The organism is Nocardia sp. NPDC056000 (assembly GCF_042269265.1).
Taxonomy (GTDB): domain Bacteria; phylum Actinomycetota; class Actinomycetes; order Mycobacteriales; family Mycobacteriaceae; genus Nocardia.
The window spans coordinates 229351-250325 of the sequence record NZ_JBHJXS010000003.1 but is presented as its reverse complement, the minus strand read 5'-3'; the positions used below and the strand labels follow the sequence as shown (position 1 = coordinate 250325).

The window sequence follows — 20975 nt, the reverse complement described above, 5'->3', positions numbered from 1 at the left end:
GCTCAGGTGATGAGGTTGAGACTGGCGATCGGCGGTGTGGTCGGCTCCGGGGAGCCGCCCGCCGGTTCGACGGTGACGGCGAGGGTGTCCACCGATCGGAACGGGGTCACCAGCGGCGCTCCGGTGGACCCGGACAACACCGCGGCCGAGCGCGGGGTACCGCCGAGCGGAACCAGCCACACCTGATAGGCATGTGCGTCCGGCGGTTGCGGGACCGCGCGAAAGCGCACCGAGGCGGCGGAAAGCGCCGCGGAGACATGTATTTCGAGTTGCCCGCCGGTGCTGACCGGAACGAATCGAATCGTCATATCGGGCTGCTGATCGATCATCGCCGCGGACAGCACATCACCGGTCGGGTGCGCGCCGGTCCGGAAGACCATGAAGCCCACGCCCATTCCGAGCGCCACCACCAGGACGACGGCCGCGGCCAGCCAATCCAGCCGGGAGAAGGGGCCCATCCCCCAGATTCGGCGTCGATCATCGCGATCCAGGGCGGCCACCATCACCCGATCCAGGGCGCGCATGAGCCGATCTTCCAAATCGGCCGGGGCCGGACAACTGTCGACAATGCTGAGTTCGGCCATCGTCTCGCGGATCGAGGACACGGTGGCGTCGAATTCGGCGACCGTGAGCCGATCGGCGCGATCCCGCCGCTGTTCGATGGCGCCACGCTCGGAATCGGTGACGGCGTCCATCGCATACGGGTAGGCGAGCTCGAGCAGATCCATGTCCGGCCGCTCGATGGTGCTCATCCGAGGTCACCTCCTGTCAGGCAGGCCGCTAGGCGCTTGAGACCGTCGCGGATACGGGTTTTCACGGTGGGCACCGGGGTGCCCAGCTGTTCGGCGACCTCGGCATAGGTGCGGCCGCCGTAGTACGCCAGCGCGATGGTCTCGCGCTGGATCGGGGTGAGCGTCGCCAGGCAGCCCTGTACCGCGCGCTCGTCGAAACGCTGTTCCACCGCCTCCAGCACCACATCGTGATCGCGGCCCAAATGCAGTTGGCCATAGGCGATATCGCGTCCGGCGGCCGAATGCTCGACCCGGATGCGATCGACCGAGCGCCGGTGCGCGAGCATCATCAGCCAGCCCATCGGACTGGACATCCGCTCGTCATAGCGGGCGGCCAGGGACCAGGCCTGGAGATAGACCTCCTGGGTGACCTCTTCGGCTGTCGCGCGATTGCGCGACATGCGTAGCGCCAGACCGAAAACCCGGTGGCTGGTCAGCCGATACAGCTCGGTGAACGCGTCCCGGTCACCGCCGCCCACCGCCACGACCAGTTCGGTCAGGCGCTGGGTCAGCTCCTCATCGCGTTCGGGTGCGCCGACCGGACACGAGGGTCCGGCGGCGGACTCGTCGCCGAGGTCGCGGAGCAGGGGCACGACATGCGAATTCTCTTCCTCCATCACGCTGGCACCTGCGGTATTCCTCCAGTTCCTGCCGGGGTGAACGGGATTCGCGGCGTCGACATCTGTCTCTCGCCTCCTGAGGACGGGGTGGACGTGCGTGACCATGAGCTGTCGGCCAGTACTCAGGCGGGCGGCATCAGGACGGTGTCGATCAGATAGACCGTCGCGTTCGCGGTGCGCACACCACCGCAGATCACCGATGCGTCACCGACTTTGAGGGTGTCACCGCTGCCGGTGATCGTCACGTCCGCGCCTTCGACCGTCTTATGCGCACCGGCGATCTTGTCGGGCGCGATCTGGCCGGGCACCACGTGATAGGTGAGGATCTTGGTGAGGGTGGCCGAATCGGTCTTGAGACCGTCGACGGTCGCCGCCGGAATCTTCGCGAAGGCCGCGTCCACCGGAGCGAATACCGTGAACTGCCCGCCGTCGAGGGTGTCGACCAGATTCACCTGCGGATTGAGCTGACCCGAGACCGCCGCGGTCAGGGTCTTGAGCAGCGGATTGTTCGAGGCCGCCACGGCGACCGGATCCTGTGCCATACCGCTGACCGAACCGGCGCCGGTCGGGACCTGCTCGGCATAGGCCTTGCAGCCGGGACCGACCAGGTTGGCGGCCGATGCCGCGGTGGTGGTGGTGCCCGCCATCGAGGTGGTCGAGGCGCTGCTGGAGTCGGACTTGTCGCTCGAACAACCGGCGATCCCGGCGGTGGCGGCGGCTAGTACGGCGGTGAACACGAGCGAACGGTGCATGAGTTTCATGTCATTTCCTTCAGGCATAAGGGAGGGAGGGGTTTTCGCGAACTCCCCCGAGTCCGCCACTGGTCACCGGCCGATTGGTCGGGGTGCGAATGGTCGGCCGGTGACCGGTGCGGGGCGGCTCGTGCCCCGGCACTCATCCGTATCCGATGAGCGCGGAAAGGGTTTCGCCCAGCACCCTCCTCCGGTTTGGTCTGATTCCAAAATCTTTCGTGAGAGCCCGCTCGCCGAATCCGGTAAAAAAGTTCCGGCCGCGTCCAAACCGGGCCGCGAGGCATGTCGAAATCGGGGTATGGGTTCAGCTCACGACACTTCGGGATCGGCGCCGCACAGCCGTCGTACCGGCCGGAATCACAGCCGTCGTACCGGCCGGAATATCGCCGTGATCGGCAGCGGAGTAGCCGGGCTCACCGCCGCGTATGTGCTCGCCAAACATGATCGGGTGACGCTGTACGAACGCGATTCGCGACTCGGCGGGCACGCACATACCCACGAGGTGGAGTTCGCTCCCGGCAAACACGTATCGGTCGACTCGGCGTTCCTGGTCCACAATGACCGCACCTATCCCACGCTGCAGCGCCTGTTCACCGAACTCGGCGTGGAAACCCACGACACCGATATGTCCATGTCGGTGCGCGCGGACGCGCGCGGGCTCCAGTACGCGGGCGCGCGCGGAGTATCCGGGCTATTCCCCGCCCCGCGAATGCTGGCGAAACCGCGCTATCTGCGGTTACTCACCGAAGTGCCGCGATTCCATCGCGCCGCGCGCGAGCTGTTACGCGACGGTGATAGCGAACTCACCCTCGCGGAATTCCTGACCCGGCATCGATTCGGGGCGTACTTCACCGAATACTTCATGACGCCGCTGGTGGCCGCGGTGTGGTCCTGCGATCCGGAAGTCGCGCTGCACTATCCCGCGCGATATCTGTTCCGGTTCCTCGACCATCACGGCATGCTCACCGTGTTCGGCTCGCCCACCTGGCGCACTGTCGTGGGCGGATCGGCCCGCTACGTGGAGAAGATCGCCGCCACCATCGACGAGATCCGCACGGGCACAGCCGTAATCGCGATTCACGAGGACTCCGACGGGGTGCTGGTGACCGATCGCGGCGGGGTGCGCCGATTCGACGCGGCGGTCGTCGCCACCCATCCGCGCCAGGCGCTGACCCTGCTCAGCGAACCGAGCGAACTCGCCGAAGCGGTGCTGGGATCCATTCCGTATTCGATCAATCGCGCCCAATTGCACACCGACGAATCACTGCTGCCGACGCTGCCGCGCGCCCGCGCTTCCTGGAACTACCTGGTCCGGGAGCCGGGCAGCGCCGAGGACGTGGTGGTCACCTACGATCTGACCCGGCTGATGGGGCTCGACCATATTCGCGATCGGCGATTCCTGGTCACCCTCAACGGTTCCGGACTCGTCGATCCCGCCCGGGTGCTCGCCGAAATGACCTATGAGCACCCGATATACACCCCCGAATCGGTCGCGGCACAGGCCCGGCTGCCCGAAATCGACAGTGACCGAATGGCATTCGCCGGGGCCTACCACGGCTGGGGCTTCCACGAGGACGGCGCGCTGTCCGGTCTGCGCGCGGCCGAACGCCTGGGCGGCTGGTGGCCGATCCTGCTGCCGGGGCGCACGGCGGACGCGGTGGGTGCGCGATGAATTCGGCAGGTGCGTTGTGAACGACATCCGCGAGCCCGCGCTGTACCTGACGCGGATCCGGCATGCGCGCGTCGAGCCGGTGCGGCATTCGTTCGAATATCGCGGGTACAGCTGGTATTTCGATATCGAGCGGCCGCCGGTGCTGCCGATCGCGCTGCGCCCGTTCAGCTACTTCCGCGCCGCGGACCATCTCGCACCGCCACGGGCGAATACCGATGCGGCGCAGGGTCCCCCGCGACGGGATGACCTGCGTGCGCGGGTCGATGACTTCCTCGGCGAGCACGGCATCGACTGCACGGGCGGGCGCGTCACGGCGCTGATGAACGCGCGGGCGCTGGGTTACGTCTTCGATCCGCTCACCGTTTTCTGGTGTCACGCGGCCGACGGTTCGCTGCGATGCGTCATCGCGGAGGTGCACAACACCTATGGCGAGCGGCACGCCTACCTGGTGCGGCCCGATGAACTCGGCCGCGCGGACACCGATAAGCGGTTCTACGTCTCACCTTTCAACGAGGTCGACGGCCGCTATCAGCTGCGCCTGCCCGAACCCGAGGACGCGCTCGCGCTGCGCATCGCGCTGCTGCGCGCGGATCGCCCGCCGTTCACCGCATCGGTCTCGGGCCACCGCGTTCCGGTGACCGCGCGCACGGTGGTGCGCGCCCATCTGCGCACACCTTTGGCGCCCCTGCTCATCTCGGCCCGCATCCGCAAGCACGGCGTGGCGCTGTGGGCGCGCGGACTTCCGATCGCACCGCGGCCACTCGCCGAATCATCCCGAAGGACAGCACAGTGACCTCCTGCCTGCACACCACCACCGACGAACACCGGAATCCCCTGCCGCCCAGCGGGACTCGCGCCCGCATCAGCGCCGGGGTGGTGGCCATGCTCTTCCGCCGCGCGGTCGCCGGACTGCCGTTGCGCGTGGAATTCCCCGACGGCACGGTACTCGGCGCGCACGCCGATTCGGATCCGCTGCCGCGCATGATCATTCGCGACCCGTCGGCGTTCTTCGCACGGCTGGGCAGGCACGGTTTGATCGGTTTCGGGGAGTCCTATACCGCCGGGGAGTGGACCGCCCCGGATCCGGCGGCCGTGCTCACCGTACTCGCCACCGATCTGACCCGCCTGATACCGCCTGCGCTGCAACGCTTCCGGGCGCTGCTGCCCGCACCGCCCGCCGGTGAGATCGGCACCGCGGATAACGCGCGCGACAATATCGAACACCATTACGACCTGTCGAACGAGCTGTTCCACACCTTCCTCGACGAGACCATGACCTACTCCTCGGCGTTGTTCGATCCCGCCGAAATGGCCGCCGGACCGGCGCGCTGGGAGCGGCTCGCACGGGCGCAGCGACGCAAGATCGATGTGCTGCTGGACGCGGCCGGGGTGCGCGCGGGCAGCCGGGTGCTCGAAATCGGCACGGGCTGGGGCGAATTGTGTGTCCGCGCGGCCGCGCGGGGCGCAACGGTGCATTCGGTGACCCTGTCCGCGCGGCAGCAGGAACTCGCGCGGCTGCGGGTCGCGGCCGCGGGATACGCGGATTCGGTGCGCATCGAATTGCGGGACTATCGCGAAATCCAGGGCAGCTATGACGCCATCGTCTCGGTGGAGATGATCGAGGCGGTCGGATATCGGCACTGGGAAACCTATTTCCGCTGCCTGGATCGCTATCTCGCACCGGGCGGGCGAATCGCGTTGCAGGCCATCACCATGCCGCATCGGCGCATGCTCGCCACCCGCAATACCTACACCTGGATTCAGAAGTACATCTTCCCGGGCGGTTTCCTGCCCTCCTCGGAGGCGATCGCCGATACCGCCGCCCGGCATACCCGGTTGCGGGTGCGCTCGGAGTTCGGCTTCGGAACGCACTACGCGGAAACGCTGCGGCTGTGGCGCGAACGCTTCGACAGTCGGACCGCCGATATCGAATCGCTCGGGTTCGACGGTCGTTTCCGGCGCATCTGGCAGTTCTATCTCGCGTACTCCGAGGCCGGATTCCGCTCCGGCTATCTCGATGTCCGGCATATCGTGCTCGATCGCCCGGAGGAACAGTCGTGAGCGTCCGAGATCGCGGACTGCCGATGATCGCCCGGCGGCCCGAGCAAACCGGGGCCGACCGGCCCGGATATCGGGGTCATCGGCGGCGCACCGCCCACTGCCGCCCGAGGCCGGCGCGATGAACTCAGCCGATATGGTTTCCATGCGTCACGAAGTGGAACTACTCTTCGGGAGAGCGTCCGGACCGCACGATCCATCGTCGAGTTGCCGAACCCCACGGAGAATCCACCACATGGCGGACGAACACCGCTTGTACACCATTCATACCGATAGCGCCGGGCCCGCCGAGGATCCGTCGTGTCCCACGCCGCGGCCCGCACCGGATCCCGAGGCGCAGAACCGTCTCATCACGTTGCTCACCGCGATCGCCGCCGGGGACCGTGAAGCCTTCACCCGGTTCTATCACTCCACCCACGATCGGGTGTTCGGGCTGGCATTGCGCGTCCTACGCCGGGAGAACGTGGCCGAGGAGATCACCCAGGAGGTGTATCTGTACGTCTGGAACGCCGCCGCACAGTACGACCGGCGGCTCGCCAGCCCCATCGGCTGGCTCATGATGCTCACCCATCGGCGCGCGGTCGATCGCGTGCGTGTGGAATCGCGCTCGTACACCCGCGATATCGCCTACGGGCATCGCGAATTGGGCCGTGACCACGACATCGTGGCCGAGACGGTCGGCCAGCGCTCGGAAGAACGCGCGGTAGTGGACTGCCTGCGCACGCTGACGGACACCCAGCGTGAGACCCTCGCGCTGGCGTACTACGGCGGGCGCACCTACGCGGAGGTCGCGACACATCTGGGCATTCCGCTCTCAACCGTCAAGACACGCATACGCGACGGTCTCAAACGCTTGCAGAACTGTTTGACAGGATCAACGCACGATGTCTGAGCACCCACACACCGAATTGCTCGACCTGGCGTACCCCTACGCCCTCGACGCCCTGTCCGATGACGACAGGCGCGCCGTCGAGCAGCTGCTGAGCACCGCCGATGAGACGGCCGCGGCCGCCTTCCGGACGACCGTCCGCGATATCCACGAAACCATGGCCACCATGACCGAGGTGGACGCGCGTCCCGCGCCACCGGCGGTGGAAACCGCACTGCAACGCGCCCTCGACGCGCAGCAGGCCGAATCCGCTTCCGGGACAGGCGGACCTGGATCGCCATCCGCCCGTAGATCTTGGCGGGTCGGGTGGCTGGCAGCCGCCGCGGCGCTCATCGCCGTCATCGCGCTCGGGGTGACGGTGGCGGTGTTCCGCTCCGACTCCCCGGATTCCGGCGCGGTCACCGCCGAGAAGGTCCAGACCCACTCCGACACCCGCACGGCCACCGTGGATGTCGGAGGGGGCGGGACCATTACGGTCAGCGCGTCACGGGATCTGAATACCGCGGCGGTATCGTTCGCCGCGGTGCCTCCGCCCGCCACCGGGCGCACCTATCAGCTATGGGTGATTCCCGCTGGGGCGCAACCTCATTCACTCGCGGTGCTGGCGACCCTGCCCACCGCGCGCGACCCCATGCTCATGCCGCTGACCGATGCCGACAAACTCGCGCTCTCCGTCGAACCCGCGGGTGGCTCCCCGCAACCCACCACCGATCCCCTGGTGGCGGTGCAGTTGCGTTAGTGCCGCGCGTCGAACCGCGCCGTATGTGGTCGAAGTCATAAGCCTGGCGATCACGCGGCGCGGACCGATGTTTCGGGGCGGCTGCGGCGGTGGCTCATGCCCGCGCCGCCGTCTCGGTTGCCAGTCTGTAACCCTTGGTTGGCTCAATGTTCGCCACAGCAGTCACTGTACTTCCATTCGGTACCAATGTCTGGAAAACCACGCGGTGGCAATGAAATTCGTTCGCGCATGATTGAGATATAGCCAGCCGCTACCGTTGCCAAACAGGTGCCGGGTTCGTAGCCTACGCGCTGCCGATATGCGCCATCCGCCCTAGGGTCAGCCTTCTCCACACGACGAGAGGCCCGCGGGTTCTCGATGGAAAGGCGCTCACCATGTCGGCAGCACGAACCACCATCCTCGTTCTGGCCTGCTCGATGGCCGCGATCAGCGCCGCGGCGATGACCGCGCAGGCGGTACCGGCGACCAGCGATCCCCTTCGGCTCGAACCGGTCGCGGCTCCCGTCGCGCTCGCCGGAACCGGCAGTGCGGCAGCGGGAATCGGCTTCGCCGGACTGCTCGCGAGCGGTAGCGCCGCGCTCGGTACCGGCAGTGTCGCGGTCGCGCCGTGGGCGGCCGGGGCGGGTACCGGCAGTGCGGCGCTGGGCGCGGGCAGCGCGGCGGCGGCACCCGTCGGCGATCTATTGGGTGCGGCGGCACTGGCTTTGGGCACCGGCAGTGCGGCGCTCGGAGCCTCAGGTAGTGCCGCGTCCGGTGGGCTCGGCACACCGCTGGCCGTACTCGGCACCGGCAGTGCGGCACTCGGCACCGGCAGCGCCGGACTCGCGGCGGCGGGCACGGCCGTCGCGCCGTTCGCGGCGCTGGCGGGTACGGGTAGCGCGGGACTCGGGGCGGGTAGCGCGGCGGCCGCACCGGTCGTCGCGGGTGCGGGCACCGGTCTGGCGGCGCTGATTGCCACCGGCAGCACGGCGCTCGGGGCGGGCAGTGCGGCCTCGCCGGTGGCGGCCGAAACAGCGCCCGCCGCTACCGAATACGAACCGCTCGCGCTCCGCTGACGGCGACCACCCGGGCGGTGATCGGGTGCCGTAACGTGCCGGTACAGTCTCCACGCTGAACACGGATGGGCGGATATCGGCTATGTCGAATCACTTGATCGAGGATCTGGTCGAATCGTCCATCCGTGCTTTGCATGAGGTAGCAGGGGAACGCCGCCTGCGGGATCACATTGCCGCGCTGTATCGATTTCAGGAGGGGCAGGATTGTTCCTTCACCCGGTTCCGGGTGCTGGAGATTCTGCTCGAACACGGGTTCAGCTTTCGGTTCGCGCTGAGCGCGCATCCCGAATATGAGAGTCGGCGGGCGTTTTTCGATGGATTGCGCGAATTCACCGCGCTCGCCGAGCCCGATGAGGATGGCCGCGATGACGATGCCTGGCTCGATCAGGGGTACGTCGATCCGCCGTATCTGTACTGCGATGCCGGAACGTCTCTCTGGCGCACGATGATCGAGCGCGGCGCTATATCGGGTGCGGATGCCGAATCGCCGCATAAGGTGCGCCTGCTCGATGTGGTGCGCGAAATCGTGGACGCGGCAGCGGTTTCCGGGGATATCGAACTGATCGCGCTCTGGCACGCACTGGGCTACTCGGTGCTGCTCGATGACGAGGTCTGGCTGGAGCCCGCGCCCGAAATCCCCGCTCTCGCGGCTATTCGAGACGTCGCCGTTCGCACCGGTGCGGTGTCCTTCGACCTGCCGGAGGGCTATCGGCCGCCGCTGTGGTTCATCGAGGATGATGAGATCGAGCGCTGGTGGGCAGGTGTCGAAGATGCGGCGCGGATCGACTGACGCTCAATCACTCTGCCGCGCTTCGGGATTGCCGGTGAGTGCACCGACGACCAGATCCGCTGCGCGGCGGTAGCTCTCGATATCGATATCGGGCTCCCACGCCTGCTGGAGGATGAAGCCCTGGATGATGGCCAGCACCAGGCGGGTGATGCCGTCGGCGTCGGCCGCGGCGGTGATGACGCCCTCGGCCTGTGCGGCGCGGATCGCGTCGAGGGCTAGGCCGCGCTGGCCGATCCCCTCGTCCACCGAGGGCCGAAAGCGTTCATTGACAAGCGATTCCGCCCACACCTGTATGCCCACCCGACGGCGCTGCTGTTCGTCCGGATCGGCGAGCCAGTCGAAATAGGTGTCCAGGAACGTGCGCAGGCCCGCACTCGGATTCGCCGATCCGAGTGCGGATTCGAGGAGTTCCCGCTCGCGGTCGTGGCGCTCGCGCGCGACCGCGTCGACGATCTCTTCCTTACTGGCATACCAGCAGTAGACCGCGCCGGGACTCAGTTTCGCGGTGCGGCAGATATCGGCCATGGTGGTGGCGTGCAGTCCGCGGGCGGCGAAGCATTCGATCGCCGCGTCGAGGATGCGGCGACGGCGCTCCCGCGCCGTGCGTTCGGTCAGCTTGGGCATGTGCGCGCCGCCGCGATTCGATACAGCTCGGATGCGCGGTCCGCACGCCCGCTCGGGGCGAAATACCGGCGGCCCGCCGCCGCGGTCGACTCATCCCACAGCAGGTCGAAGCCGCGTTCGGCCAGGTAGTCGTGCAATTCGGCGGGGTTCAGACCGAAGGTCCAGGGTTCGCCGACCTTGGCGACGCTACGCACCCAGCGTTCGGCTTCCGGGAAATCGGCGGTGCCGTCGAGCACGCCCGCGTGCACGAAGGTGAAAACCAGCGTGCTGCCCGGGGCACTGAGTCTGCGCACGATATCGAGGGTGTGATCGACGGCCTCGGCGGTCAGATAGTTGGTGACGCCTTCCCACAGGAACAATGCCGGTTTCGTCGTCTCGAATTCGGCTGTGCGCAAGGCGCTTTCGAGATCGTCGCGTTCGAAGTCGACCGGTACGAAGCGAACCGAGTCCACTGTCGCGTGGGCCCGCCGCAACGCCGCCACTTTCATTTCCTGGGTTTCGCGCCGATCGATCTCGATTACGCGGGTGTGCCGTAACGACTCCAAACGCCATGCGCGACTGTCGAATCCGGCTCCAAGAATGACCAACTGATCGATCCCATCCGCCACCGCCGTGTCGATGGCGTCATCGATCACGCGCGTGCGCACCACCGCTGACGGACGCGGACCGGGCCAGATCAGGTCGTACAGCCGCGGAGCGGTGCGCCCCAGCAGCGGCATCCTCACCAGGGCCGCCGCACCGCGCAGTGGGCCGGAGAGAAAGGCCGTGGCCAGCGGATCACTGAATAGCCGGGATCGTTCGGGTAGCGCCGTCTCCATGGCTCGTTGCAATGCCATGGTCTGCGCGGTGAAGCTGGGCCGCATAAACAGAAGATAGATTCTGTTTGTGCGAGGGTCAAGGGTATTCACGACCCATCCGAACCGCCTAAACTGATCCCATGCCGCAACCAGTTGCCAATGACAAGCTCCCGGTCCCCGCCGGAAAATCCGGCTGCCCGATCAATATGACGGTCGAACTCCTCGGCGACCGCTGGAGCCTGATCATCCTGCGCGACATCATGTTCGGCAACACCACCCACTTCCGCGAACTACTGTCCCGCTCCATGGAAGGCATAGCCTCCAACATCCTCGCCGCCCGCCTCGCCAAACTCGTCGAAGCCGGTCTCCTCACCCGAGACGACGACCCCAGCCACCGCCAAAAAGTCGAATACCACCTCACCGAGCCCGCCATCCAACTCGTCCCCGTCATGGCCCAACTGGGCGCCTGGGGCGCCCGCTGGCTCGACACCACCCCCGAACTAACCGCCCGAGCACTCCTGCTCGCCGAAGGCGGCCCCCCACTCTGGGACGAATTCATGACCGAACTCCGCACCATCCACCTGGCCCGCACCCCCGCCCCCACCCACGGCGTCCTAGCCCAACTATCCGCCGCCTACCAGGCCGCCCTCCCCAAGTAGCCGATCCCACCTCGTCGCGAAATCCTTACCCGCTCACAGACTTACGAACCAGCGCCACCCGCCGACGCCTGCGCTTCCGCACTTCTTGCACCGGCGCGGGCGACCGCCGCCGCCCATACCGCAACAACACCATCAATAAATCCTCCGCAGCCCGATACCGCGATAGATCAACCCGAAGCCGCCACAAAACCTCCGGATCCCCGCGCTCCAACACGGTCGCCCGCACCGGCATCACATACCCCGCGATCCCCGCATCGGTCAGCGCGAACAACACCCGATAAACCTGCGCCTCCTCCAGATCGGCGAGAATCCCCCACTGCCGAGCCGGCAACCCATTCGCCAACCCCCGGGCGGGCACCCAGTGCTGTACCCCCCGCTCATCCGACCACGGATCGGGAATCTCACGCGAAGCCGTCACCACACCCACCCGCTCGCAGAATCGCCATCACCCGGTCAGCCCTTCCTCACCACATCGCAGATCTCCACGATAGTCGGACGGCGTGACAACCACGCAGGCCAGCCGAGTCCGACGAGGCATCACATCGGCCTCCGTGGCGATGGATATCGACCGGCCCATCACTGCGAGATGTCGCACCGTGGCCCTAGGGTGGTCGGCGAGCTCGTGTCGGCGAGCGTTCTCGTGATGGATGAGGGGTTGGTTGTGTCGGACAGCTTTTTGGTTGCTGCTCGAATTCCTATGAGCCGGGCGGATTTCGAGCGCTGGCTCGAAACGCCCGCACCGGAGCCCAGCGCAATCGCCAACCCCGCCGAGATGTTCACCGGCTGGTACTGGGATGGCAAGGTCGCGGATTGGGACCAGGCCGAGGTCGGTGTCACACCTCGTGAGTATTTCGCAGACTGCTTCGCGGCGGAAGGGGATGGGCTGACCTACGTTCTGACCCATCGCGACGGCGCGCTCGAGGCGTATCTGATGCACTTCGGGTTTTGCGAATCGAATGTCTACACAGCGCTTTTGATGCTCACCGCGGCAGGCCGGTTCACCTCCGGCACCACCGACAGCACCGTGCTCTTCTGGGCCGAAACCAGTTGTGCGCTGCGCGAACCCAAGTGGAACGGCTGGCTGTCGACCCTGGAGGTCGGCGCATCGGGCGCCCGCTTCGTCACGAAAACCGATCTCACGGAAACCATCTCGGCCCTCAAACCGGCTGAAGGCCAGTTCTTCGACCTGGTGAGCAAACTGGCCGGCGCATACGAATCCTCCGATGAAGCCGGCGAATCCGGTCATGTCGGGATCATTCGCGACCCCCGCTACGCCGACCCCGCGATCTTCGCCTAACGCGGCGAGATCATGCCCGCCGACGCCTGCAAGCGGCTCTTGGCCTGTTCCACGAGCTCTCCGTCGAGCGGCGCCTCGACGAGTTCCTCTGCCCCGGGCCGCATTCCGGCGATACTCAAGGCCAGCTGCCGCTTCCACGCGGTATCGGTGACGCCGCGGGTTGTTTCGATCACGCCGCGCATCGCCCAGAACTGCACTTCGAGATCGGTGTCGGTGAGATCGGCGCGGATATGGCCTGCGGCTTTGGCCGCGATCAGCAGCTCGGAGACGATGCGCCAGTATTCGGTCTTGAGCGATTGGGTCTCTTCGTCATTCCACAATCGCGGCAGGCAGCCGCGCTGGGAGGCCATGACCTCACCGGTGCGATAGAGCACCTGCTCGAGCCCGCGACCGTCGGGACGATCGCGGGCGGTGTTCGCGATGACCACCAAATCATCGAGCACCTTGCGAACCAGCGCGCTGATCAGCGCGTCCTTGGTGGGAAATCGGCGGTAGAGCGTGCCCATGCCGACACCGGCTACCCGCGCGATCTCATCGACGCCCGCGTCCATCCCGTACTCGGCGAAAACCTGCTCCGCCGCGTCCAGGAGCAGTTGCCGATTCCGCGCGGCATCGCGGCGCAATACCTTGGGCTCATTCGGATTCATCGCCGACCACGGTACCGCCGGCGATCAGCGCCAATTCGCCATGGGCGAGTTCGGCGGGCTCCTCGAGGCGCGAATCCGGGTTGCGGGCGATCGCGGGGATGAGCAGTGCGGCGAAGGCGGCCAGCGCGACCGCGACACCGAGCATGACGAACCCGTTCGTATACCCGGATTCCTTCGGCAGCCCCGAAGGCGAGGCCCCGATACTCACCACACCGGCCATGAAGGCCGCGCCGAGCGAACCGCCGATGGTCCGAATATTGGCGTTCATCCCGCTGGCGACCCCGGTCTGCGCCGGTGACACCGCGGCGACGACCACATTCGACATGGCCGAGAACGCCACCCCGAAACCGACTCCGACAATCGCCATCGCGATATAGATATCCACCTCGTAGTCATGCAGGAACGCCAGCATGAAGTAACCCACCGCGCCGAGCAGCGACCCCGCGAAAAGGATGTTCCTGGAACCGAATCGCGCCGCCAGCGATCCGGAAGCCAAGCCCAGCAAGAACATTCCGACGGTCATGGGAAGCAGCATCAGTCCGGACTGGGTCACCGACGCGCCGAAGCCGTAGCCCGCCGATGCCGGTGTCTGCAAGAACTGTGGCAGGAAGCCGAAATTCGCGTACATACCGATGCCCATCAGCAGGGCCACCAAATTCGCCGCCCACACCGTGCGAATCCGCATCATCGTCATATCGATGAGCGGATTGGACGAGCGCGTTTCGGCGATCACCCAGATCACCACGATGATCACCGCGACCGCGAGCAGGCCGAGCACCTTGGGCGAGCCCCAGCCCCAGCTCGGCGCCTGACTCACGGCCAGCAGCAGCGCGACCAGCCAGCCCGAGAGCAGAAGCGCGGTACCCCAGTTCACCCTGCCCGCGCTGCGATGCTCGGATTCCGGAATCACCAGGAAGGCAGCCACCGCACCGATGGCGATCATGATCAGCGGGATCCAGAACAGCCAGTGGTAGCTGAGCACATCGACGATCGGGCCGGCGAAGACGATCCCGAGTCCGGAGCCCACCGCGGTCAGGGCGGCGATGATCCCCACCGCGCCAGGCACTTTCGGCGCGGGGAACTCATCGCGAATGATGCCGAATGCCAGGGGCAGCACGCCACCGCCAATACCCTGGATCGCTCGCGCGACGATCATGACGGACAGACTCGTGGCCAGCGCGGCGAGCAGCGAACCCACTCCGAGCGCGACCAGCGCGATCACGAAAAGCCGCTTCTTACCGTGCATATCACCGAGGCGGCCCATGATCGGGGTAAAAATCGATGCCGACAGCAGATAGGCCGTGAGAACCCAGGTGACATCGGTTTGGCTGGTGCCCAGCGAACTCTGGATGGTCGGCAGCACCGGCATCACCAGCGATTGCAACAGGGCATACGCGCCCACGCCGAGCGCGAGTACCACGAACGTCACCCGATAGTGCGCCCGACGGGCGGTTTCCATGAACAACTCCTCCGAACCGGAGTGTCTACTCCGCATCCGGCAAAAGCTAACACCTCTAGCGGAGCGATCGCTCCGCATAGGGGGCAGATCACACGCCCGGCATCCGGCGCATCACCCATCGCGATATGCCTGCACGAATGCGCCGGCGAGGCGGGTGGCGGTGCGATCCGAGGCGCTACACCTCGACCTGCGCCCCCATGATCACCGTTCGCTGACCGGGCAGGCCGAAGTAGGCGGCGGCGTCGGTGGTGATGTAGGACGTGGCGATGAACAGGCTCTTGCGCCAGCGAGCCATGGTGTGCGCCTTGCCTTTCCTCAATTCGATCTTCGACAGGAAGTAGGAGGCGCCGTCGATATCGAGGTGGCCTTCGGTGCGGGCGGGGTCGAGCAGGCGCAGGGCGTGCGGGACGTTGGGGCGCTCCATGTATCCGTAGTGCGCGAGTACGTGGATGATGCCGTCGTCGGCGTAGCCGAGCGCGTCGATCTCGGTGCGATGTTCGTCCGGCACCCGGGGCACCGGCAGCGTATCGATGGACAGCACGACCACGTGCTGGTGCAGCACCTGGTTGTGCTCGACGTTGGCGCGCATGGCCAGCGGTGTGGTCTCGCTGCCGCGATTGAGGAATACCGCGGTGCCGGGCACCCGAATCAGCGGCGGGCGGCGCTGCTGCAATTCGTCGACGAACTCCCGCAGCGGTCCCTCCACCTCTTCCCTTGCGGCGGTGACGATTACGCGTCCGCGCGCCCAGGTGATCATCACGGTGAACGCGGTGAGACCTATCAGCAGGGGCAGCCACGCCCCGTGCACCAGTTTGGTGAGATTCGCGGCCACGAACATCGCGTCGATGCCCAGCAGCGGAATCGCGCCGAGCAGGACCAGCCACAGCGGCGTATGCCACTTGACCCGGGCGACATAGAAGAACAGCAGCGTGGTGATCGAAATCGTCGCTGTCACAGCCATTCCGAACGCGAACGCCAGTGCCGCCGAACTCTGGAAGGTGAACACCAGCGTGAGCACGGCGACCATCAGGATCCGGTTGATCAGCGGAACGTAGATCTGCCCGATGGTCGATTCGGAGGTGTGCTCCACCCGCAGACGCGGCAGGTAGCCCAATTGTGAGGCCTGCGAGGCCACCGAGAACGCCCCCGTGATCACCGCCTGCGAAGCGATCACCGTCGCCGCGGTCGCCAGCAGCACCAACGGAAGTCGAGCCCAGCCGGGTGCGAGCAGAAAGAACGGGCTGCCCACCGCGCTCTCGTCACCGAGAATCAGCGCACCCTGCCCGAGGTAACTCAACGCGCACGCGGGCAGCACCAGCCCCAGCCAGCCGCGAGTGATCGCCTTGCGACCGAAATGCCCCATATCGGCGTACAGCGCCTCGGCCCCGGTCACGGCCAGCACGATCGCGGCCAGCGCGAAGAACGCGATCCCGAAGTGCTCGAACATGAATCCCAGCGCATAGGTCGGCGACAGCGCCTTCAGAATCTCCGGATGCCGTGCGATACCGCTGATCCCGAGCACCCCGATCGTGGTGAACCAGGCGATCATCACCGGACCGAACAATCGCCCCACCGCGGCCGTCCCCCGATGCTGCACCGAGAACAATCCGACGATGATCACCACCGTGATCGGAATGATCAGATCATCGAACCCCGGCGATACGATCTTCAACCCCTCGACCGCCGACAACACCGAGATAGCCGGTGTGATCATCCCGTCCCCGAAGAACAGTGCGGCACCGAAGATCCCGACCCCGGCCAATAGCCCCGCCGCCCGCAAATCCCGCTTCCCCGCCAACCTCCGCAGCAAGGTGATCAGGGCCATGATCCCGCCCTCACCGTCATTGTCAGTGCGCATCACCAGCGTGATGTAGGTCAGCGTGACAATGATCATCACCGACCAGAAGATAAGCGACACAACCCCATACACATTGTCCGTGCTGATCGGCACCGGATGCGGATCACTCGGATTGAACACCGTCTGAATGGTGTAGATCGGACTGGTCCCGATATCCCCGAACACCACCCCCAGCGCACCCACCACCACTGCGGCCCGCACGGGCCCGGCACTACGGTGTCCCGCGTGTATCGGCGGACTGACTTCGGGTACTGCGGCCATCAACGGTCTCCTCGCGTACGGATGCGCCCCCTATCCTGCCGTGAGGACCGCGATACGCGGCGGAGCGGGCCGAAGCCACGCAGATCAAGCGACTGAAGTAGCGTGCCTTCACATGAGCGAAGATCTGGTTGGGAAGAGTGCGCTGGTTACCGGGGCGAGCCGGGGTATCGGGTTCGCGGTGGCTTCGGAGTTGCTGCGGCGGGGAGCCGATGTTGTGGTGACCGCTCGGAAGCAGGGGCCGTTGGAGGAGGCGGCCGAGCAGCTTCGGGGGCTCGGGTACTCCGGCAAGGTTGTCGCGGTGGCGGGGAATTCCGGGGAGGCCGAGGCTCGGGCGGAGCAGGTTGCGGCTGCCGTGGCGCAGTTCGGGTCGTTGGATGTGCTGATCAATAACACCGGGATCAATCCGGTGTACGGGTCGCTCATGGAGGCCGACCTGGATGGGGTGCGCAAGATCTTCGATGTGAATGTTGTTGCGGCGCTGGGGTATGTGCAGGAAGCCTATAAGGCTTGGATGGGTGAGAACGGTGGGGCGGTGGTCAATGTGGCCAGCGTTGCGGGGTTGCGGTCCACCGGGGTTATTGCCGCTTATGGCGCGTCGAAGGCCGCTTTGATTCGGCTTACCGAGGAGCTTGCTTGGCAGCTCGGGCCGAAGATCCGGGTGAATGCGGTGGCTCCGGGTGTGATCAAGACCAAGTTTGCGGATGCGCTGTACTCGGCGGATGAGGAGGCCGCGGCGGCGGTGTATCCGATGAAGCGGCTCGGGTCGCCGGAGGATGTCGCGGGGCTGATCGGGTTCCTGGCGTCGAATGAGTCGGCGTGGATCACCGGGACCACCGTTCGGGTGGATGGCGGGCTACTGGCTACCGGCGGTATCTGACAGAGCCGAAAACACCCGCCCCGCACCGTGATTCGGTGCGGGGCGGAATCATGTACGGCCCCGGAGCGAACATGCCCGCCACTCGCCCGCATACGCGAACGGGGCGGCCGCTTACCCGAACGGCGAGGCATCAAACGCCGCGGATTTCCGGGAGTTCGACTGCTGGACAATCGATTTCAGGACGAGCGGTCGCTTTTGCCCGAACCCGGCAATTCGCCTTGCCCGTGTACATTGGCGACCGGCGCGCTCGAAAAGCTCTGCCCGAGGGCGCCATGCAGCCGTCCCCATTACGACCCACCATTACACAGCCGCCCGAGCACGTCGCGGGCGGTGGTTAGGGCTGGTCCGCAATGATCGACTCCGACGACCACACTCTGGGCGAGCCGAATCGACGGTGGCCCCGGCACGCGGCGGCCCCGCCAGTGGCGCGCTCGCGGCTGACCAATCGACTCCAGGCCGCGCTCGCCGGGCGTGTCACCTCGGTGGTGGCCCCGCCCGGATACGGTAAGAGCACCCTCATCGCGCAGTGGCTGGAGACGCCGGAACCGCGCCGGCCGCGCGCGGTGGTGCACACCCTGCACGAACGCGATGACGATCTGGGACGCTTCGCCCGGCACCTGATCGAGGCGGTAGAGCGACTCGGCGCGGATCCCCGGCGCACCGCGAGTCTGGAAGCACTGGCGCACAAGGAGATTCGCGATTCCTCCCGCGAGGCCCCGGAAGCGTTCCTGCGCGCGCTGCGCGATACCCTCGACGATGTGCCGCAACGCTCGGTGCTGATTCTCGAGGACGCACACCATCTGCGCCGGGAGAACGTGCTGGCCCTGCTCGACTATCTGGCCGAGGTGCTGCCGCCCCCGATGCATCTGCTGGTGACCAGCCGGACCTCGACGCCACTGCGGCGCGCGGCCACCCTGCGCGTGCGCGGACAGCTCACCGAACTGTCCCCGAGCGATCTGGCCTTCACCTCCGCCGAGGCCCGCGCCTATCTCGCCGATCAAGCCCCGTCGCTGTCGGAGCGGCAGACCGAATCGATCATCGAACGGTGTGAGGGCTGGATCGCCGGACTGCATCTGGCCGGGCGCGCCCTGGCCGCGCATCAGGACCCGGAAGCCTTCCTGCTGGCCTTCACCGGCCGCACCCGCGATGTGGCCGATTTCCTCGGCCACGAATTCCTCGATCACCGGTCACCGGAGGTGCGGGACTTCCTGCTCGATACCGCGGTGCTCGATGTGCTCTCCGCCGATATCTGCCAGGCCGTGACCGACCGGGCCGACAGCGGCGCGATCCTGCGGGAGCTGGAGGCCGAGGGTGGTTTCCTGCTCGCTCTCGACGATGAGGAGTCCTACCGCTTCCACACCCTGTTCGGCGAATTTCTCAGGGGCGAACTGCATCGCACCGAGCCCGATCGCGCCCGCAAATCCCATCTGCGCGCGGCCGATTGGCTCGCCGATCAGCACCGCCTGCCCGAGGCCGTCGATCATGCCGTGGTGGCCCGCGACTTCTCCCGCGCCGCAACACTTCTCACCGAGATCATCGATACGGTGGATTCCGGCTGGCCCGATTCGGAGGTGGAGTCGCTGCTGGCGAAACTGCCCCGCCATGTCATCGAGCGCGAGCCCGCGCTGGCCATTCGAATGGCCTCCACGGCACTGTGGGCGGGCCGCCCGGCCGAGGCGCTGCTGTGGTGCGAACGCACCGAAGAGCTCTGCGACGACGGCGATTTCACCATGGAGGCGAGCTGGCTGCGCACGGTCGCGTACTGGAACCTGGGCGCGCTGGAGCAGACCATCATCTGGGGTGAGCGCGCGCGAGGGGTGCTCGATGAGCGCGAGGCGACCAGCCGCCATCGCGATACGCTGCCGCGCCTGACCGTGCTCGAGACGCTCGCCGAGGCATACGACAGCATCGATCGTTTCGATGCCGCACTGGAAGTTCTGCGCGACGGACTGGACCGGTCCCGCGAGGGCGCGCACCCGCCCGCGTTCGTGACACTGCCGGGCAAACAGGCAGCCGTGTTGAGCCATCTCGGAAACCTCGAACAGGTACGCGAATACGCCGAATTATCGCTGTCCGCCGCCGCGCAGGCCGGGCAGTCCGATGAGCCCGCCATTCTAGAGGCCCGCGTCGCACTCGGCGAATTGCAGTGCGAGCGAGACGATCTCGTCGGCGCGGAGCGCGAATTCCGGATCGCCGCCGCGGTCGGCCCGGTGCCGGATCGGGTGCCGATCCGCGCCCGGGGCATGCTCGGCCTGGCCCGCAGCGTGTTCTTCCAGGGCCGGGTCGGTGAGGCCTTCGAGGTGTTGCACGAGGTGATGGGTATCGACACCCGCGCGGGCCTGCCCGAATTCGTGCGGCATCGAGTCGCCGGACAGCAGATCCGATTGCGGCTGATGAATCGCGATCTGAGCGGCGCGCACGGCTGGCTGTCCGAATTGCACCGCCTCATCGGTGACGCCCCGATGCACCGGGGCCTACAGGTCTGGTTCGACTGCGAAGACGGCGCGGACCCGCACCTGGTGCACGACACCGCGAACGATCTGCTGCACAACACGTCCCAGCGCCCATTGCAGGCGACCCTCAAACTGCACCTGATCATCGCTCGCGCACTGCGCCTGACCGGTGACCTCGACGAGAGCCGTCAGCACACCCGCACCGCGCTCGAATTGGCCGCGCCACAGTTCATGGTGCGCACGCTGATCGAGGGCGCGGGCACCGATTGTGAGCAACTGCTGCACGATGCCGCGGCCGATGAGGTGCACGCGCCGTTCGTCGCAGCCGTGCACGCCGCCCTGGACCGCAATGCGGCGCTTCAGACGGGTGCGCGCGCCGCGCGTGGTCCGCAGAGCCCGCCCGCGCCCATCGAACCGCTGACCCAGACCGAGTCGGAGCTGATCCCGTATCTGTCCGCGGAGCTGACCTACGCGGAGATCGCGGCGCGCCGTTTCGTCTCGGTCAACACCGTCAAATCGCAGTTGCAGGCGGTCTATCGCAAGCTCGGCGTCACCTCGCGCATCGCGGCCATCGAGCGCAGTCGCGCCCTCGGCCTGGTCAGCGGTGCGAGGGTGAAGGTGTGAGGGTGACGGGCCGTAGCCCCTTTCACCCGTCCGGGTGATGACCCGCCCGCCCG

General features: G+C 66.6%; 19 protein-coding genes. 11 read left to right on the top strand and 8 right to left on the bottom strand.

Features of this window, described 5'->3' with window-relative positions; genetic code table 11:
- Window positions 1–2: 2 nt before the first annotated feature.
- From ACFC4D_RS09840 to ACFC4D_RS09830, 3 genes are all read right to left on the bottom strand, one after another.
- Window positions 3–752: an anti-sigma factor domain-containing protein gene (locus ACFC4D_RS09840; protein ID WP_375953043.1), complete on the bottom strand. Its 750-nt coding sequence runs from the start codon at window positions 750–752 to the stop codon at window positions 3–5.
- Window positions 749–1408: an ECF RNA polymerase sigma factor SigK gene (gene sigK / locus ACFC4D_RS09835; protein ID WP_375955897.1), complete on the bottom strand. Its 660-nt coding sequence runs from the start codon at window positions 1406–1408 to the stop codon at window positions 749–751. Before sigK (ACFC4D_RS09835) ends, ACFC4D_RS09840 begins: the two co-directional genes overlap by 4 nt.
- Window positions 1409–1533: 125 nt before the next feature.
- Window positions 1534–2172 carry a fasciclin domain-containing protein gene (locus ACFC4D_RS09830; RefSeq protein ID WP_376062415.1) on the bottom strand — a complete coding sequence of 213 codons (639 nt, stop codon included), beginning with the start codon at window positions 2170–2172 and terminating at the stop codon, window positions 1534–1536.
- A 373-nt stretch (window positions 2173–2545) separates the two neighbouring features.
- Here ACFC4D_RS09830 and ACFC4D_RS09825 point away from each other — a divergent pair, with 373 nt between their 5' ends.
- From ACFC4D_RS09825 to ACFC4D_RS09795, 7 genes are all read left to right on the top strand, one after another.
- Window positions 2546–3835, top strand: a complete 1290-nt coding sequence (locus ACFC4D_RS09825; protein WP_376062712.1) for an NAD(P)/FAD-dependent oxidoreductase — start codon at window positions 2546–2548, stop codon at window positions 3833–3835.
- Window positions 3836–3860: 25 nt separating this feature from the next.
- Window positions 3861–4628, top strand: coding sequence for a DUF1365 domain-containing protein (locus ACFC4D_RS09820; RefSeq protein WP_376062711.1), 768 nt, complete (start codon window positions 3861–3863; stop codon window positions 4626–4628).
- Complete coding sequence (locus tag ACFC4D_RS09815) at window positions 4625–5896, top strand: class I SAM-dependent methyltransferase (protein WP_376062414.1); 1272 nt, start codon at window positions 4625–4627, stop codon at window positions 5894–5896. Before ACFC4D_RS09820 ends, ACFC4D_RS09815 begins: the two co-directional genes overlap by 4 nt.
- Before the next feature lie 232 nt (window positions 5897–6128).
- A complete protein-coding gene (gene sigK / locus ACFC4D_RS09810) occupies window positions 6129–6785 on the top strand; it encodes an ECF RNA polymerase sigma factor SigK (RefSeq protein WP_375953047.1) in 657 nt (218 codons plus the stop codon).
- Window positions 6778–7521, top strand: a complete 744-nt coding sequence (locus ACFC4D_RS09805) for an anti-sigma factor domain-containing protein (RefSeq protein WP_376062413.1) — start codon at window positions 6778–6780, stop codon at window positions 7519–7521. Before sigK (ACFC4D_RS09810) ends, ACFC4D_RS09805 begins: the two co-directional genes overlap by 8 nt.
- Before the next feature lie 374 nt (window positions 7522–7895).
- A complete protein-coding gene (locus tag ACFC4D_RS09800) occupies window positions 7896–8576 on the top strand; it encodes a hypothetical protein (RefSeq protein WP_376062412.1) in 681 nt (226 codons plus the stop codon).
- 82 nt (window positions 8577–8658) lie between these two features.
- Window positions 8659–9366 (top strand): hypothetical protein, encoded by a 708-nt coding sequence (locus tag ACFC4D_RS09795; RefSeq protein WP_376062411.1) that lies wholly within the window; start codon window positions 8659–8661, stop codon window positions 9364–9366.
- A 3-nt stretch (window positions 9367–9369) separates the two neighbouring features.
- Here ACFC4D_RS09795 and ACFC4D_RS09790 read toward each other — a convergent pair whose 3' ends face one another.
- Both ACFC4D_RS09790 and ACFC4D_RS09785 read right to left on the bottom strand, forming a co-directional pair.
- Window positions 9370–9990 (bottom strand): TetR/AcrR family transcriptional regulator, encoded by a 621-nt coding sequence (locus ACFC4D_RS09790; RefSeq protein WP_376062410.1) that lies wholly within the window; start codon window positions 9988–9990, stop codon window positions 9370–9372.
- Window positions 9978–10853 carry an SAM-dependent methyltransferase gene (locus ACFC4D_RS09785; RefSeq protein WP_376062409.1) on the bottom strand — a complete coding sequence of 292 codons (876 nt, stop codon included), beginning with the start codon at window positions 10851–10853 and terminating at the stop codon, window positions 9978–9980. Before ACFC4D_RS09785 ends, ACFC4D_RS09790 begins: the two co-directional genes overlap by 13 nt.
- Window positions 10854–10927: 74 nt before the next feature.
- Between ACFC4D_RS09785 and ACFC4D_RS09780 the strand changes: the two genes are divergently transcribed.
- On the top strand, window positions 10928–11446 hold the full coding sequence (locus ACFC4D_RS09780) for a winged helix-turn-helix transcriptional regulator (protein ID WP_375953057.1): 519 nt from the start codon (window positions 10928–10930) through the stop codon (window positions 11444–11446).
- Between the two features lie 607 nt (window positions 11447–12053).
- Entirely contained in the window at window positions 12054–12743 is a 690-nt protein-coding gene (locus ACFC4D_RS09775) for a hypothetical protein (RefSeq protein WP_376062408.1), read from the top strand.
- On the opposite strand, the gene ACFC4D_RS09770 is transcribed toward ACFC4D_RS09775, so the two are convergent.
- The 3 genes from ACFC4D_RS09770 to ACFC4D_RS09760 form a co-directional block, all read right to left on the bottom strand.
- Window positions 12740–13390, bottom strand: a complete 651-nt coding sequence (locus ACFC4D_RS09770) for a TetR/AcrR family transcriptional regulator (protein ID WP_376062407.1) — start codon at window positions 13388–13390, stop codon at window positions 12740–12742. The genes ACFC4D_RS09775 and ACFC4D_RS09770 overlap by 4 nt on opposite strands.
- Window positions 13377–14849 carry an MFS transporter gene (locus ACFC4D_RS09765; protein ID WP_376062406.1) on the bottom strand — a complete coding sequence of 491 codons (1473 nt, stop codon included), beginning with the start codon at window positions 14847–14849 and terminating at the stop codon, window positions 13377–13379. The genes ACFC4D_RS09770 and ACFC4D_RS09765 overlap by 14 nt, the downstream gene beginning before the upstream one ends.
- Before the next feature lie 175 nt (window positions 14850–15024).
- Window positions 15025–16968: a potassium transporter Kup gene (locus tag ACFC4D_RS09760; protein ID WP_376062405.1), complete on the bottom strand. Its 1944-nt coding sequence runs from the start codon at window positions 16966–16968 to the stop codon at window positions 15025–15027.
- Between the two features lie 112 nt (window positions 16969–17080).
- Here ACFC4D_RS09760 and ACFC4D_RS09755 point away from each other — a divergent pair, with 112 nt between their 5' ends.
- Window positions 17081–17845: an SDR family oxidoreductase gene (locus tag ACFC4D_RS09755; protein ID WP_376062404.1), complete on the top strand. Its 765-nt coding sequence runs from the start codon at window positions 17081–17083 to the stop codon at window positions 17843–17845.
- A gap of 350 nt (window positions 17846–18195) precedes the next feature.
- Window positions 18196–20922 carry an AAA family ATPase gene (locus ACFC4D_RS09750; protein ID WP_375953094.1) on the top strand — a complete coding sequence of 909 codons (2727 nt, stop codon included), beginning with the start codon at window positions 18196–18198 and terminating at the stop codon, window positions 20920–20922.
- Window positions 20923–20975 lie beyond the last annotated feature (53 nt).

Bases quoted from the DNA above. Each gene is read 5' to 3' on its own strand.
- ACFC4D_RS09840 (WP_375953043.1), bottom strand. From the start codon at position 752: ATGAGCACCATCGAGCGGCCGGACATGGATCTGCTCGAGCTCGCCTAC.
- sigK (WP_375955897.1), bottom strand. From the start codon at position 1,408: ATGGAGGAAGAGAATTCGCATGTCGTGCCCCTGCTCCGCGACCTCGGC.
- ACFC4D_RS09830 (WP_376062415.1), bottom strand. From the start codon at position 2,172: ATGAAACTCATGCACCGTTCGCTCGTGTTCACCGCCGTACTAGCCGCC.
- sigK (WP_375953047.1), top strand. From the start codon at position 6,129: ATGGCGGACGAACACCGCTTGTACACCATTCATACCGATAGCGCCGGG.
- ACFC4D_RS09805 (WP_376062413.1), top strand. From the start codon at position 6,778: ATGTCTGAGCACCCACACACCGAATTGCTCGACCTGGCGTACCCCTAC.
- ACFC4D_RS09800 (WP_376062412.1), top strand. From the start codon at position 7,896: ATGTCGGCAGCACGAACCACCATCCTCGTTCTGGCCTGCTCGATGGCC.
- ACFC4D_RS09795 (WP_376062411.1), top strand. From the start codon at position 8,659: ATGTCGAATCACTTGATCGAGGATCTGGTCGAATCGTCCATCCGTGCT.
- ACFC4D_RS09790 (WP_376062410.1), bottom strand. From the start codon at position 9,990: ATGCCCAAGCTGACCGAACGCACGGCGCGGGAGCGCCGTCGCCGCATC.
- ACFC4D_RS09785 (WP_376062409.1), bottom strand. From the start codon at position 10,853: ATGCGGCCCAGCTTCACCGCGCAGACCATGGCATTGCAACGAGCCATG.
- ACFC4D_RS09780 (WP_375953057.1), top strand. From the start codon at position 10,928: ATGCCGCAACCAGTTGCCAATGACAAGCTCCCGGTCCCCGCCGGAAAA.
- ACFC4D_RS09770 (WP_376062407.1), bottom strand. From the start codon at position 13,390: ATGAATCCGAATGAGCCCAAGGTATTGCGCCGCGATGCCGCGCGGAAT.
- ACFC4D_RS09765 (WP_376062406.1), bottom strand. From the start codon at position 14,849: ATGGAAACCGCCCGTCGGGCGCACTATCGGGTGACGTTCGTGGTACTC.
- ACFC4D_RS09760 (WP_376062405.1), bottom strand. From the start codon at position 16,968: ATGGCCGCAGTACCCGAAGTCAGTCCGCCGATACACGCGGGACACCGT.
- ACFC4D_RS09755 (WP_376062404.1), top strand. From the start codon at position 17,081: ATGAGCGAAGATCTGGTTGGGAAGAGTGCGCTGGTTACCGGGGCGAGC.
- ACFC4D_RS09750 (WP_375953094.1), top strand. From the start codon at position 18,196: ATGATCGACTCCGACGACCACACTCTGGGCGAGCCGAATCGACGGTGG.